Raw genomic sequence first — 13,779 nt, 5'->3', positions numbered from 1 at the left:
GGAATCCATCGCGCATCGATCGAGGGCGCGGGGCCGGACGGTAGTGCGACGGATGCGACAGGCAAATCGACGCACCGCTGCCGCTGTCGCCCGGCAGCAGTGCAGGGGCAAGGCGCCAGATCAGGCCGGCGTGCTGAACTCCTTGAATGCTGCAATCGCGTTGGCCGAATACATCAGCGACGGGCCGCCGCCCATGTACACCGCCATCGCGAGCGTTTCTTCCACTTCGCGCAAGGTAGCGCCCAGGCGCACGAGCGCCTTGGTGTGAAAGCCCAGGCAGGCATCGCAACGCACGGCCACGCCCAGCGCCAGCGCGATCAGCTCCTTGGTCTTCTCGTCCAGCTCGCCGGCTGCGGTGGCAGCGCGCGCCAGGTCGTTAAAGCCCTTCATCACGTCCGGCAGGTCGGTGCGCAAGGTGGCCAGGTTCTTCGACACCTCGCGGGTCAGTTCCTGGTAATTCGGAATCGCGGCCATGTCTTAGTCCTTCCTGGTGCTGCAGCTACGAAAGCCGAACGGCAGGTAGGCCGGGCAGAATCCGATGACGCCGGTTGCCGCGACGAGCACGCCGAGCCAGCCCCATGCGCCGATTGCGCCGGCCAGCGTGGCGCCGACCAGTCCCAGGCCAAGGACGACCCGCAGCACGCGGTCGATACCACCAACATTTGTTTTCATTGCTTTTCCCCTTTCAGTGAACGAGATTGCGGTTACCGGCCCTTGGCCGGCTGGGTGAACGACTGGCTGGTGCGCGACGCCTGCTCGAACCTGCGCGCGATGCTGCCGCAGACCAGGTCGCACAAGGCATGCACCGACGGATCGGCGATGCGGTAGAAGGCGCTGGTGCCGCGCGCGGTGCGGGCCACCAGGCGGTGGGAACTGAGCACGCCCAGGTGGCGCGAAATGTTCGCGGAGGTGCAGCCGCAGCGCTCGGCAAGATCGCCCACGCTGAGCTCTTCCTGCTGCAACATGCTCAGGATCTGCAGCCGGGTCGGCTCGGCCAGCGCCTTGAAATAGTCGGCGACGTGCTCCAGTGCTTCCCTTGATAGCTGCCCCATGCATGCTCCTTGTACGACTCATTGAGTATTTGCGCATTTAACCAAATAGTCATATGCGCAAGCATTGATGCTCATCAAAAAATTGCTGGAATACAAAAGAAAACGCCCCGGGCTGGCCGGGGCGTTTGCTTGACTGCGGTGACTGCGTCAGATAGTGATGACCGGGTGGTCCACCACCAGGCCGGTGCCGATCAGGGCCACGCTCTGCTGCACGTTCTCGGGGCTGTCGCTGATCGCGGCCAGGACCTGGGCGTTGGTCGCCGCGTGGCTGTCGAGCACGCCGGCCCAGAAATCGATGCCGGCCTTCTCGCCGGTGCGGTGCAGGATGTGCTCGTAGTATTTGCCCACCAGCTCGGCATTGGTGAGCCCGCTGCCGTACAGCTTCTGGTATTCGGCCGACTTGATGAACTCCTGGGCGATGTTCTCTAGCTTGTACAAGCCCCGCTCCATCTGCGCCTCCCAGTAGTTCATGCCGTCCGCATCCGGCTTGCGGTCGAGCGCAGCCTGGTACAGCCGGAACAGCTGGCCGCTGGCGCCGGTCACGTCCACCGGCAGGAAAATCTTGTCTCCGAACTCGACGCGCTCGACGTTCACCAGCGTGTCGGTGCCGGAATCGCCTTTCAGGCCCGTGACGGCGACGCCGCCGGTGGTGCGCTCGATCTTGTAGTCGGCGATCGCGCCGGTGTAGCGCACCGTGTCGATCTCGATGCCGCCGTCGATCGTGTCGTTGCCGGGCCCGCCGATGATGAGGTCATTGCCCATGCCAGCCTGGATCGTGTCGTCGCCGGCGTAGCCGTACAGCTGGTCGTTGTAGCTGGTGCCCTTGATGGTGTCGTTGCCGCTCAGCAGGTAGGCAAAGGTCTGGCGCGAATCGGTCACGTTGTCGATCAGGTTGGTCAGCATGGCAGCGGAGAGCTCCAGCCCGGTGACCTTGAACACCTCGGTGCTGGCCTGCAGGAAGCTTACCTCGGTGACCCTGCCGCTTGGCATCGTGTCGGCCGTGACCACGAACTCGCCGGTCAGGACGATTTTTTGCGCACCATTCGTGTAGGTGATGCTGGTCGAGGTGGCGGCGGCCGGCGCCCAGTTCCAGTCAGGCAGGGCGTCGAACGAGAGGAAGGGATTCGAAAGCGTCAGGTTTGCCATGGAGTTCTCCGCATTAGTAAGTGATGACCGGCGCGTCGAACACCAGCCCATTGCCGATCAGCTGCACGCTGAGGGCCAGGTTTTCCGGGCTCTCGCTGATGGCGGCGAGCACCTGGGCGCTGGTCGCCTTGTGGCCGTCGAGGACGCCAGCCCAGAAGTCCAGGCCGCCCTGCTCGGGCGCGCGGTGCAGGATGTGCTCGTAATACTTGGCCACCAGGTCGCGGTTGGACTGGACCGAGCCGTACAGCTGCTGGTATTCGGCCGACTGGATGAACGAGCCGGCCAGCGCTTCCAGCTTGACGCCGTGGTCCTCGACCTGCGCCTGCCAGTAGGTCAGCCCCGGCTCGTCCGGCAGGCGGCCCAGCGCTGCCTGGTACAGCCGCACCAGCTGGCCGCCGGTGCTGTCGGGCGTGATGAGTGCGACGTTCTTGTCGTTGAACCAGGCGCGTTCGACATTGGTCAGGGTGTCGGTGCCGCCACTGCCCTTGAGGTCGGTGATCGTGTAGCCGTTCGCGGTGCGCTCGACCTTGTAGTTCGCAAATACGCCCTGGAACACCGCGACGTCGAAGCCGGCGCCGCCATCCACGCTGTCGTTGCCCGCGCTGGCGCCGATGCGGTCGTCGCCGGCGCCGGCGCGGATGGTGTCGTTGCCGCCGAAACCCTGGATTGCGCCGTGCAAGGTGGAGCCGGTGATGGTGTCGTCGCCGCTGAACAGGAAGGCATACACGTCGGCATCGTATTTGGCGCCGAGGATCACGTCCACCAGCTTGGCCGCGTCAACGGAAAGATCGGTCGCGCGCAGCACCTGGGCGCCGTTGAAGCCCCTCGAGTACACGTTCACGCCCGTCGTGGTGCCCGCCACCTGGCCGCCGGCGCCGATGGTGAAGTTCCCGGAGATGGTCAGGTCCAGGAACTGGCTGGTGTACACGACGTGGTCCGACGCGGTGGTAACGACCGTCCATTGGGTTGCGGTGGCGCCGATCAGGTCCACATAGGGACCCAGAATGTCCAGCTTTGCCATCATGCTCTCCTGCGATTTAACGAAAAGTCAGGATAGCATCGGTAACAAGAGGTATCTACAAGCGGTTGTCCGGAAATTGTCTTCAAATGGTATCGAATGCGCGCATCGCGACGACAAGCGCGGCGCTAGAGCCCGGTCGGGGGCATGCTCAGGAAGCCGTTCCCGATCAGGGTCACGCTCAGGTCCACGTTTTCGCGGCTCTCGCTGATCGAGGCCAGCACTTGCGCAGCGGATGCGGCGTGGTGGTCGAGTGCGCCGGACCAGAAATCCAGCCCCGCCGGGTCGGGCGCGCGGTGCAGGATGTTCTGGTAGTACCTGGCCACCAGTTCGTGGCTGGACAAGCCGCTGCCGTACATCTTCTGATACTCGCCCGACATGGAGAACGCGCCGGCCACGGCTTCCAGGCTCACGCCCTGCTCCATGCGGCCCTTCCAGTAGTCCAGGCCCGCCAGGTCGGGCTCGCGGTCGAACACCGCCCGGTACAGGCGAAACACCATGCCGCTGATGCCGTGCACCTCCACCGGCGCGGCGACCGTGTCGTCGAACACGATCCGCTCGACATTGATGAGCTTGTCCGTCGCGCCGCCCGCCAGCGCGGTGACGGTGACGAGGCTGCCGCTGTTGTCGATGCGGTAGTCGGCCAGCTTGCCGGCGTAGCGGACGGTGTCCATGCCCGAGCCGCCATCGACCGTGTCGTTGCCGGGGCCATCGGCGATGATGTCGTCGCCCGGGCCCGCGACCAGCGTATCGTTGCCGGCGTAGCCCTGCAGGACGTCGTTGCCGTCGCTGCCATACACGATGTCGTCCGCGCCGAACAGCATCTGGACGTAGGCCAGCGCATTGGCGTCGTCGTCCACGGCCTTCGCCAGCGCCGCGGCATCGAGCGACAGGCCGGTGGCTTGCCACAGGTCGCCCGGGCCGGAGGTCATGCTGGCGCCGGTCACGGTGCCGGTCACGTCAGCGTGGCTGTCGAGTGCAAAAGCGCCCGTGAACACGAGCTTGCGCACGCCGGACTCGAAGGTCAGCGTGGAGGACGTGACGCTGGTCGCCGTCCAGAACCACGGCTGGGCCGACGTGAAATCGACTGCGTTGGAAAGGCGGAAGGTAGCCATGCTGTTTCACCTGTCGTCGTGGGCGGGGCGCGCCGGCACAGCCGGCGCGTGTCGCTGGACAGTATGAAACAACATGGGAAACGGGCGCGCACTGTTGAGCTCGCCCGTGGGCCGGCATCAGCTGCCGGCCACCACCATTTTCTCGATCAGGATCGAGCCGGTCGACTTGTTGCCGCGCGTGAGCACGTCATTGCCGATGCCGACGATGTCGCGGAACATGTCCTTCATGTTGCCGGCGATGGTGATTTCCTCGACCGGGTACTGGATCACGCCGTTCTCGACCCAGTAGCCGGACGCGCCGCGCGAGTAGTCGCCGGTGACGTAGTTCACGCCCTGACCCATCAGCTCGGTGACCAGGAGGCCGGTGCCCATCTTGCGCAGCATGCCTTCGAAGTCATCGGCCAGTTTGGTGTCCTTCGACACGATCTCGAGGTTGTGCGAACCGCCGGCATTGCCGGTGGTTTGCATGCCCAGCTTGCGCGCCGAGTAGGACGACAGGAAATAGCCCTGCAACACGCCGTCGCTGACCACCTTGCGCGCGACGGTGCGCACGCCTTCCTCGTCGAACGGGGACGAGCCCATGCCGCCGACCAGGTGCGGGTCCTCGACCACCTGGACGTGGCCAGGGAAGACCTGTTGGCCGAGCGCATCGAGCAGGAAGCTCGACTTGCGGTACAGCGCCCCGCCGGAGGTGGCTTGCACGAAGGCGCCGAGCAGACCGGCGGCCAGCGGCGCCTCGAACAGCACCGGGCAGGTGCGGGTGTCGAGCTTGCGGGCGTTCAGGCGCGCCAGCGCGCGCTCGGCGGCGTAGCGGCCCACCTTTTCGGGGTCGGCCAGCTTGTTGGGGTCGCGCGCGCTGGTGTACCAGTCGTCGCGCTGCATCTTCGAGCCCTTGCCCGCGATCGGCGCCACCGAGACGGTGTGGCGCGAGAACGGGTAGCCGGCGCAAAAGCCGAGCGAGTTGGCCGCGACGAAGTGGGTCTGCTGCACGTACACGCTGGCGCCCTCGCTGTTGGTCACGCGCGGATCGACCGCGAACGCGGCATCCTCGCAGCGGCGGGCAATGTCCACCGCCTCTTCGGCCGGGATCATCCACGGGTAGCACAGGCGCAGGTCGCGCGGGTTCATCTCGAGCAGCTCGGCGTCGGGCAGGCCGGCGCACGGGTCTTCGGCCGTGAAGCGGGCGATGTTGTAGGCCGCTTCGACGGTCGCGCGCAGCGACTCGGGCGCGAAATCGGACGTGTTGGCGTGGCCGCGGCGCTTGCCGCAATAGACGGTGACGCCGATGCCCTTGTCCTTGTTCTTCTCGATGGTCTCGACCTGGCCCTTGCGCACCGTGACCGCGAGCCCGCCGCCCTCGCTGACCTCGACCTGGGCATTGCTGGCGCCCTGTTCCCGGGCATAGCCCAGCATGTCCTGGGCCAGTTGCTTGAGCTGATCTTGGGAGTAGGTGAAGACGGACTCGTTCATGTGTGTTTTCGTAGCGGGCTTTAAAACAGTTATCATAGCAGCCGTTTATTGTTTTTACTGATCGGCCGCGCGCCAATCGGATCTCCATCATGCCAAACCCAAATCGCGGCTCGTGCGGCTTCCAGTCCAACGAGTTCGAACAGGAATACGAACGCCCTTCCAAGTCCGCCATGAAGCGGCAGATGAACGAGCTGCAAAAGCTCGGCGAGCAGCTTGTCGCCGAGCCGCGCGACCGGGTCAAGCGGGTGCCCATGCCGGAAGAGGTGCGCGACGCGATCCTGATGTGCCAGACCATCACCAACCACGAGGGCCGCCGCCGCCAGCTGCAGTATGTGGGCAAGATGATGCGCACCCTGGACGAAGAAGAGGTGGCGGTGATCCAGCGCACCATCGACAGCTGGAAGGGCACCTCCAAGGCCGAGGCGGCCGCGCTGCACGCGCTCGAGCGCCGCCGCGACAAGCTGCTGGCCGACGACAAGGCGCTCACCGACCTCCTCGCCGAGCACCCGGAACTGGACGTGCAGCACCTGCGCACGCTGATCCGCAACGCGCGCCGCGAACAGGCAGAGAACAAGCCGCCCAAGGCCTACCGCGAGATCTTCCAGATCCTGAAGGAGCTGGGCAAGCCGCAGGGCGCGGCCACCGACGACGAGGAGCCAGGCGAGGATGAATCCGACGAATAACGAACTGGTGGTCGGGCTGGTGTCGGTCTCGGACCGCGCCAGCGGCGGCGTGTACGAAGACAAGGGCATTCCGGCCCTGACCGACTGGCTGGCATCGGCCTTGAGCACGCCGTACCGCATCGAATCGCGCCTGATCGCGGACGAGCGCGCGCAGATCGAAGCCACGCTCGTCGAGCTGGTGGACCGCGAGCGCTGCCACCTGGTGCTGACCACCGGCGGCACCGGCCCCGCGCGGCGCGACGTGACGCCCGAGGCGACGCTGGCCGTGGGCACCAAGGAGATGCCGGGCTTCGGCGAGCAGATGCGCCAGATCAGCCTGCGCTTCGTGCCCACCGCGATCCTGTCGCGACAGGTGGCGGTGATCCGCGAGACGCCAGACCATGCGGCGCTCATCATGAACCTGCCGGGCCAGCCCAAGTCGATCAAGGAAACGCTCGAGGGGCTCAAGGACGAACAGGGCAAGGTGGTGGTGGGCGGCATCTTTGCGGCCGTCCCCTACTGCATCGACCTGATCGGCGGCCCCTACATCGAAACCAATCCCGCCGTGACGGCCGCGTGGCGCCCCAAGAACGCGCAGCGTCCTTTGCAGCCCAAGGAGTAATCCATGACCCAGCTACTTGAACACATCCAGGTCGACACCGGCCCCGAGCCGACCGCATCGATCATCTGGATGCACGGCCTGGGCGCCGACGGCAATGACTTCGTGCCGCTGGTGCAGGAACTCGACTACACCGGGCTGCCGGCGATCCGCTTCGTGTTCCCGCATGCGAAAACGATGCCGGTGACGATCAACGGCGGCTACGTGATGCGCGCGTGGTACGACATCACCGGCGCGGAACTGACGCGGCGGGAGGACGAGAACGGGCTCTACGCGTCGCAGCGCGACGTCGAGGCGCTGATTGCGCGCGAGAAGGAGCGCGGCGTGCCGGCGTCGAAGATCGTGCTGGCCGGTTTTTCGCAGGGCTGCGCCATGACGCTGCAGACGGGCCTGCGCCATCCGGAGAAACTGGCCGGCATGCTGTGCCTGTCGGGCTACCTGCCGCTGGCGGACAAGGCGGCGGCCGAGCGCACGCCGGAGAGCCTGGCCACGCCGATCTTCATGGCGCACGGCCGACAGGACCCGGTGGTGCCGTTCATGCGCGCCGAGCGGTCGCGCGAGGCGCTGGTGGCGCTGGGCTATCAGGTCGAGTGGCATGAATACATGATGCAGCATTCGCTGTGCATCGAAGAGGTACGGGACATCAACGCTTGGCTGCGTAAGGTCCTAAGCTGACGCCACCACCAACGCAAAACAACGTCGTCCCGGCGAACGCCGGGACCCATAGGCCGCGTGAGCAACCGAAGGCCGGATTGTGTCACGCTCAGCATGGGTCCCGGCTTGCGCCGGGACGACGTGTTTGAGGGTTACGGTTACTCCGGCATCGGCGGCATCGTCGACGGCGGCACAGCCGTTTGCGCGGTGTTCATCACCATCGCCAGGAAGGTGTAGTAGCCGTTCAGCCCCATCAGGTCCACCACCCCCTGCTCGCCGAACAGCGCGAGCGCCTCGCCGTAGGTGTGGTCGGACACCTGCTTGTCGCGATGCAGCTCCACGCAGAAGTCGTACACCACCGCCTCGTCCACCAGCATGCCCTGCGGCCGCTCGCGCCGCGCGATGGCGCCGATGACGCCCGGCGGAATGCCCACCTGCGCTGCGATCGGCGCGTGGATGGCCCACTCGACCTGCTGGTTCCAGGCACGCGCCGTCACCAGGATCGCCAGCTCGGACAGGCGCACGCCGATCGCGCTGCGGTAGCGCAGGTACTCGCCCATGCGCTGGGCATACTCCATCAGTTCGGGACTGCGCAAGAGCGGGATGAAGGGGCCGTACACGGCGCCGCGCGGGCCTGCGATGATCGCCTGCGCCGCGGCGCGCTGGGCGTCGCTCATTTGCTCCGGGGGGATCGGGCCTAGCCGGTCGGTCATGGGTCGGGGCGCGGAGCGCCAAGTGTCTGGGCGGAAAAATATTCGCACAGCTTCCAGCAAAAATCAAAAGAAACGGTGGTGTTCAAGCTTATTGTCAATCGTCAACCTGAACCGGGAGGGACGAGCAATGAGCCACATCATCCACCGCAGCTTGCGCCAGGTTCCGCCGGTGGCGGTCAGCGCCAAGGGCATCTTCATCCGCGACAGCGAGGGCAATACCTACATCGACGCAAGCGGCGGCGCGGCCGTCTCGTCGCTGGGGCACGGGCACCCGGACGTGCTGGCGGCCATGCACCGCCAGATCGACCACTGCGCCTACGCGCACACCTCGTTCTTCACCACCGAGGTGGCCGAGGCGCTGGCGGACAAGCTGGTGTCGAAGGCGCCGCAGGGCATCAGCCAGGTGTACTTCGTGTCCGGCGGCTCGGAGGCGATGGAGACGGCGCTCAAGCTGGCGCGCCAGTACTTTGTGGAGGCGGGCGAGGAACAGCGCACCATGTTCATCTCGCGCCGCCAGAGCTACCACGGGAACACGCTGGGCGCACTGGCGGTGGGCGGCAACGAGTGGCGCAGGAAGCCATTCGCGCCGCTCCTGATGGAAGTGCCGCGCGTGTCGCCCTGCTACGAGTACCGCGGACGCGGCGAGGACCAGACAGTCGAGGAGTACACCCAGGCGCTGCTGGACGAGCTGGAGGACGCAATTGTGCGCACCGGGCCCGAGAAGGTGATCGGCTTTTGCGCCGAACCGGTGGTGGGCGCGACCGGCGGCGCGATCCCGCCCACGCCGGGCTATTTTCGCGGCGTGCGCAAGCTGTGCGACCAGTACGGCATCCTGTTCATCGCGGACGAGGTCATGTGCGGCATGGGCCGCACCGGCACCATGTTCGCGATCGAGCAGGACGAGGTGGCGCCGGACCTGATCGCGGTGGCCAAGGGGCTGGGCGCGGGCTACCAGCCGATCGGCGCCGTGTTGGCACAGGGCGCGATCGTGGAGCGCCTGCGCCACGGCAGCGGCTCTTTCCTGCACGGGCATACCTACATCGGGCACCCGGTGGCGTGCGCCGCCGCGCTGGCGGTGCAGCAGGTGATCGAGCGCGACAACCTGCTGGCGCAAGTGGCCAGGCGAGGATCGAGCCTGCGGCGCATGCTGGGCGAGGCGTTCGGCAACCACCCGCATGTGGGCGATATCCGCGGGCGCGGGCTGTTCATGGCGATCGAGCTGGTGCACGACCGCCCGACCAGGAACCCGTTCCCTGCGTCGCGCAAGCTGCACGCCAAGATCAAGGCCGAGGCCATGATGCGCTCTCTGATGGTGTATCCGATGGGCGGGACGATCGACGGGCAGCGCGGCGACCATGTGCTGATTGCGCCGCCGTTCATTGCCTCGACCGGGGATCTGGCGGAGATCGTGGGCCGGCTCGCCGAGTCGGTGGAGGCGGCGCTGCGGTTGAAGTGAACGGTAGGGTGGGCAGCTTGTCTGCCCACGCGTTCAGGCAGTGCGTGCGCGGTTTGAACGCGTGGGCAGGAGACCTGCCCACCCTACGTGTCTTACGCTTTAGGGTACGCCACCACTTCCTGCTGCTGCTCGCCCAGGCCGGCGATCCCCAGGCGCAGCTTGTCGCCTTTTTTCAGGAAGCGCTGCGGCGTGCGGCCCAGGCCCACGCCCGGCGGGGTGCCGGTGCAGATGATGTCCCCCGGTTCGAGCGTCATGAAGCGCGATACGTAGCTGACGATCTGCGCGACCGTGAACACCATGTTCTTCGTGTTCCCGGTCTGCATGCGCTTGCCGTTCAGTTCCAGGTACAGGTCGAGGTCCTGCACGTCGAAGATCTCGTCCTTGGTGACCAGGAACGGGCCGACCGGGCCGAAGGTGTCGCAGCCCTTGCCCTTGTCCCACTGCGAGCCGCGCTCGAACTGGTACTCGCGCTCGGACACGTCGTTGACCACGCAGTAGCCGGCCACGTACTTGAGCGCGTCGGCCTCGTCCACGTACTGCGCGCGCGTGCCGATGACCACGCCCAGCTCCACTTCCCAGTCGGTCTTCTTCGAACCCTTGGGCAGCACGATGGGATCATCCGGGCCGGACAGGCAGGTGATCGCTTTCATGAAGAAGATCGGCTCCTTCGGCACCGGCGCGCCGGTTTCGGCGGCGTGGTCGGCGTAGTTCATGCCGATGCCGATGAATTTGCCGGTGCCCTTGACGGGCACGCCGAAACGGCGTTCGCCGCGGACCAGCGGCAGGGTCTTGTAGTCGATCTTGGCGATCTTGCGCAGGGCACGATCCGACAGGACGGATGCATCGATGTCCGTAATGACGCCGGACAGATCGCGCAGCCGTCCTTCTTCGTCGAACAGGCCCGGTTTTTCCTTACCGGGACGACCGTAACGTACCAATCTCATATTCTTCCTTCGTTGCGAGCAAAACAGCCTCGCATTGTACCGGACGGCGTCGAAGGAAGTAGCGCACCAGCCCGGGCAGCTGGAGCAGGACCAGCACGCCGAACGCGACCCGGTAGGCGGTGCCCGGATAGTGGCCCAGCGGGCCGGGTTGCCAGGCGCCGATGATCTGCCCGAAGCCGGCCTGCACCAGGAACGCGCCGATAAAGATGAGCAGGTTCAGGCAGGTCGAGGCGCGCCCGGTCAGCTCGCGCGGCATGGCCGCGGCAACGATGGTGTACTCGATCCCGGTGATCGAGCCGACCAGCGTGAACAGCGTGGACACCAGCTGGAAGCTCGGCGCGTAGTTGAAAATCGGGACCGCCTGCACCAGCACGAACAGCGCCACGCCGCACGCAGCCACGTCGAGCGGCTTGATGCCGCGGCGCGCGGCCCATTCGGTGATCATGCCGGTGCCGATGGCGCCAAAAATCACGGCCGCCATGCCCAGGTAGAGCAGCCAGGCCACGGCGCCGTCGGAAAAGCGCGCGGCATCGGACAGCCAGCGCCCGATCCACAGGCCCTGGATGCCGAAGAACACCATGTGCGGCACCAGCACCAGCGAGACGACCTCCCCGAACGCAGGATGGCGGTAGACCTCGAGCAGCGAGCGCAGGGTCGGCGGGCTGCGTTTGGCCGGCAGCTCGGCCTTCGGGTACAGCAGCAGGATCAAGAGGCCGGCGCAGGCGATCAAGCCGCCCAGCAGCAGGAACAGGTGGCGCCAGTCGGTGAACTGCAGCGCGAGCCGCACCGGGGTGGTGCCGGTGGCCGCGCCCAGCCCGCCGGCGGCGATCAGGTAGCCGTTGATCGATGGGAGCTTTTCGGCCGAGATCCAGGTGGCGATCGCCTTCATCGCCGACATGAAGCAGCCGCCCAGGCCCAGGCCCATGATGAAGCGCGCCAGCACCAGGTCGCCGAAGCTGCGGCCGGCCGCGAACAGCAGCACGCCCAGCGCGGCCAGCAGCATCAGCGCCGGCTGCACGCGGCGCGGGCCGTAGCGGTCGAGCGCGATCCCGACCGGCAGCTGCACCAGCGCGAACGAGAAGAACAGCGCACTGGTGAGCAGCCCCAGTTGGCCGGGAGTCAGGCGCAGCGAATCGACCAGCCACGGGGCCAGCACCGCGTTCACGTTGCGCATCAGGCAGGACAGGTAGTGCCCGAGCGCGAACGGCAAGAACACGCAGAAAAAAACCGCCGCGCCGGTCAGGCGTGGCGGCTGGGTGGGCGAGTCCATGGGGGCCTTTCGCGAACGATCAGGCGGCGGTGGGCTGGGTGTCGCTGGCGCGCTGGTTGTGCTGGCGCGGCGTGCTCGCGATCGGGATCACGCGCCCGGCCGGGAGGTGGAAGTCGGCCTTGCCGCCCTCTTCCTCGAAGAAGAATTTCTGGCGCCCGAAGGCCGGTTTGAGGTGGTCGAGCCAGGTGGCCTGGGGGTCGTATTTGGCGAAGAAGGGCTTCCTCACCCAGTCCGGGTTACGCGCTTGCAGAAACTGCAGCGCGAACAGCTTTTCGCCATTGACCTGGACCACGCCGTCGATCACCACCTTGCCCGGGAATGCGCTCATCGACGGCCCGCGCACGGTGCGCGCCAGGCCCGAGACCTGCTGGTAGGCCTGCTGGAACACCTCGTGCGCGCGCGCCAGCGGCAGCGCGAAGTAGTCGCGCGGGCCGGTGTCGCGCTCGACGAACATGTAGTACGGGATCGCGCCCAGGCGCACGCCGGTGGTCCACAGCTCGGCCCAGCTGTCCGGGTCCTCGTTGATGTGGCGGATCAGGGGGCCCTGCATGCGCAGCGTGGCGCCGGTGCCGACGATGCGCTTGACGGCCTGCTGGGCGACCGGGCTCCTGAGCTCGACCGCGTGGTTGTAGTGCCCCATGATCGCCATGTTCTTGCCGCTGGCGACCACCTTTTCGAACAGGCGCAGCAGGTCGTCGGCGTCCTTGTCCGACACGTAGCGCTGCGGCCAGTAGGCCACCGACTTGGTGCCGATGCGGATGTTCTGGATGTGCGCCAGCTCGGGCGCGAGCAGCGGCTCGATGAACTCGGTGAGCGAGCGGGTATTCATGATCATCGGGTCGCCGCCGGTGATCAGGACGTCGGTCACGTCGGGGTGTGTCTTCAGGTAGGCCACCAGTTCGCTGCATTCGCGCGCGTCGAACTTGAGGTCGTCCATGCCGACGAACTGCGGCCAGCGGAAGCAGAAGGTGCAGTAGGCATGGCAGGTCTGGCCCGAGCTCGGGAAGAACAGGACGGTCTCCTTGTACTTGTGCTGCAGGCCGCGCAGCGGCGCGTCGTTCACGCGCGGCACGTTGTGGGTCAGCTGGCCGGCCGGGTGCGGGTTCATGCGCATGCGGATCCGGTGCACCAGCGCGTTGATCGCCCCCTCGTCCTTCTTGTGCAGCACCAGGTCGCGCAGCTGTTCGTACTCGGCGGCGGGCAACATGTCGCGGTGCGGGAAGGTCAGGCGGTAGATCGGGTCATCCGGTATGTTGCTCCAGTCGATCAGCTGGTCCATCACGTACTGGTTGGTGCGGAACGGCAGCACGTGCGATACCACCTGCACCGCTTCCTGCAGTTCGGGGCTCATCCATTGCCACTGGCGCGCGTTGACGATGGTCTGGCGCGTGTACGGTTTGAACTTGGCGGGCGCGGCGGCATCGGGCTGGGTCACGGCATTCTCCTGATAAGGAAAGATGGTGGGGCGGCATTCTTGGCAACAAGAATTGCCGAACGGGAATTTCATGGTAGGCCCGGGCTATGCGTATCGAATTGCCGCGAATCAATTGATTCAAAGGAAGATTTCCGCGCGGAACAAACTTCATGCGTGCCGGATCGCAACTTCGGCGCTTCCTGATTGCGCCTGCGCAAATTGCGCTATGGCAGGACGCGTACAGTC

15 protein-coding genes are annotated in these 13,779 nt (G+C 66.2%); 4 read left to right on the top strand and 11 right to left on the bottom strand.

Annotated features, from left to right (window positions below; translation table 11 throughout):
* Positions 1-120: 120 nt before the first annotated feature.
* The 7 genes from NX773_RS14820 to pmbA all read right to left on the bottom strand — a co-directional run bounded on the left by NX773_RS14820 (position 121) and on the right by pmbA (position 5,801).
* The gene (locus NX773_RS14820; protein WP_258823536.1) at positions 121-474 is read right to left on the bottom strand and encodes a carboxymuconolactone decarboxylase family protein; all 354 of its coding nucleotides are present in this window, start codon (positions 472-474) and stop codon (positions 121-123) included.
* A gap of 3 nt (positions 475-477) precedes the next feature.
* Positions 478-672 (bottom strand): YgaP family membrane protein, encoded by a 195-nt coding sequence (locus NX773_RS14815; protein ID WP_258857084.1) that lies wholly within the window; start codon positions 670-672, stop codon positions 478-480.
* A 32-nt stretch (positions 673-704) separates the two neighbouring features.
* A complete protein-coding gene (locus NX773_RS14810; RefSeq protein ID WP_258857083.1) occupies positions 705-1,052 on the bottom strand; it encodes an ArsR/SmtB family transcription factor in 348 nt (115 codons plus the stop codon).
* Between the two features lie 147 nt (positions 1,053-1,199).
* Positions 1,200-2,198, bottom strand: coding sequence for a DUF4214 domain-containing protein (locus NX773_RS14805; RefSeq protein ID WP_258857082.1), 999 nt, complete (start codon positions 2,196-2,198; stop codon positions 1,200-1,202).
* A 13-nt stretch (positions 2,199-2,211) separates the two neighbouring features.
* Positions 2,212-3,219: a DUF4214 domain-containing protein gene (locus NX773_RS14800; protein WP_258857081.1), complete on the bottom strand. Its 1,008-nt coding sequence runs from the start codon at positions 3,217-3,219 to the stop codon at positions 2,212-2,214.
* 125 nt (positions 3,220-3,344) lie between these two features.
* Complete coding sequence (locus NX773_RS14795; RefSeq protein ID WP_258857080.1) at positions 3,345-4,331, bottom strand: DUF4214 domain-containing protein; 987 nt, start codon at positions 4,329-4,331, stop codon at positions 3,345-3,347.
* 117 nt (positions 4,332-4,448) lie between these two features.
* Positions 4,449-5,801, bottom strand: coding sequence for a metalloprotease PmbA (pmbA, locus tag NX773_RS14790; RefSeq protein ID WP_258857079.1), 1,353 nt, complete (start codon positions 5,799-5,801; stop codon positions 4,449-4,451).
* Between the two features lie 89 nt (positions 5,802-5,890).
* On the opposite strand from pmbA, the gene yjgA reads away from it, so the two are divergent.
* The 3 genes from yjgA to NX773_RS14775 are packed head-to-tail and all read left to right on the top strand — an operon-like array spanning position 5,891 to position 7,757.
* A complete protein-coding gene (gene yjgA / locus NX773_RS14785) occupies positions 5,891-6,484 on the top strand; it encodes a ribosome biogenesis factor YjgA (RefSeq protein WP_258857078.1) in 594 nt (197 codons plus the stop codon).
* On the top strand, positions 6,468-7,085 hold the full coding sequence (gene mog, locus NX773_RS14780; protein WP_258857077.1) for a molybdopterin adenylyltransferase: 618 nt from the start codon (positions 6,468-6,470) through the stop codon (positions 7,083-7,085). Before yjgA ends, mog begins: the two co-directional genes overlap by 17 nt.
* A 3-nt stretch (positions 7,086-7,088) precedes the next feature.
* Entirely contained in the window at positions 7,089-7,757 is a 669-nt protein-coding gene (locus NX773_RS14775) for an alpha/beta hydrolase (RefSeq protein WP_258857076.1), read from the top strand.
* Between the two features lie 137 nt (positions 7,758-7,894).
* On the opposite strand, the gene NX773_RS14770 is transcribed toward NX773_RS14775, so the two are convergent.
* On the bottom strand, positions 7,895-8,449 hold the full coding sequence (locus NX773_RS14770; RefSeq protein ID WP_258857075.1) for a carboxymuconolactone decarboxylase family protein: 555 nt from the start codon (positions 8,447-8,449) through the stop codon (positions 7,895-7,897).
* A 127-nt stretch (positions 8,450-8,576) separates the two neighbouring features.
* Here NX773_RS14770 and NX773_RS14765 point away from each other — a divergent pair, with 127 nt between their 5' ends.
* Complete coding sequence (locus NX773_RS14765; protein WP_258857074.1) at positions 8,577-9,905, top strand: aspartate aminotransferase family protein; 1,329 nt, start codon at positions 8,577-8,579, stop codon at positions 9,903-9,905.
* Positions 9,906-9,997: 92 nt separating this feature from the next.
* Here NX773_RS14765 and NX773_RS14760 read toward each other — a convergent pair whose 3' ends face one another.
* Genes NX773_RS14760 through NX773_RS14750 form a run of 3 tightly spaced genes read right to left on the bottom strand, consistent with a single transcriptional unit; the run spans position 9,998 to position 13,554 of the window.
* Positions 9,998-10,849, bottom strand: coding sequence for a fumarylacetoacetate hydrolase family protein (locus NX773_RS14760; protein WP_258857073.1), 852 nt, complete (start codon positions 10,847-10,849; stop codon positions 9,998-10,000).
* On the bottom strand, positions 10,818-12,119 hold the full coding sequence (locus NX773_RS14755; RefSeq protein WP_258857072.1) for an MFS transporter: 1,302 nt from the start codon (positions 12,117-12,119) through the stop codon (positions 10,818-10,820). Before NX773_RS14755 ends, NX773_RS14760 begins: the two co-directional genes overlap by 32 nt.
* A 19-nt stretch (positions 12,120-12,138) precedes the next feature.
* The gene (locus NX773_RS14750) at positions 12,139-13,554 is read right to left on the bottom strand and encodes a KamA family radical SAM protein (RefSeq protein ID WP_258857071.1); all 1,416 of its coding nucleotides are present in this window, start codon (positions 13,552-13,554) and stop codon (positions 12,139-12,141) included.
* Positions 13,555-13,779: the final 225 nt, after the last annotated feature.

This window comes from Massilia solisilvae (assembly GCF_024753215.1).
GTDB lineage: Bacteria > Pseudomonadota > Gammaproteobacteria > Burkholderiales > Burkholderiaceae_D > Telluria > Telluria solisilvae.
Note: the sequence above shows the minus strand (reverse complement) of the source record. Positions and strands in the feature narration are given on the sequence as shown.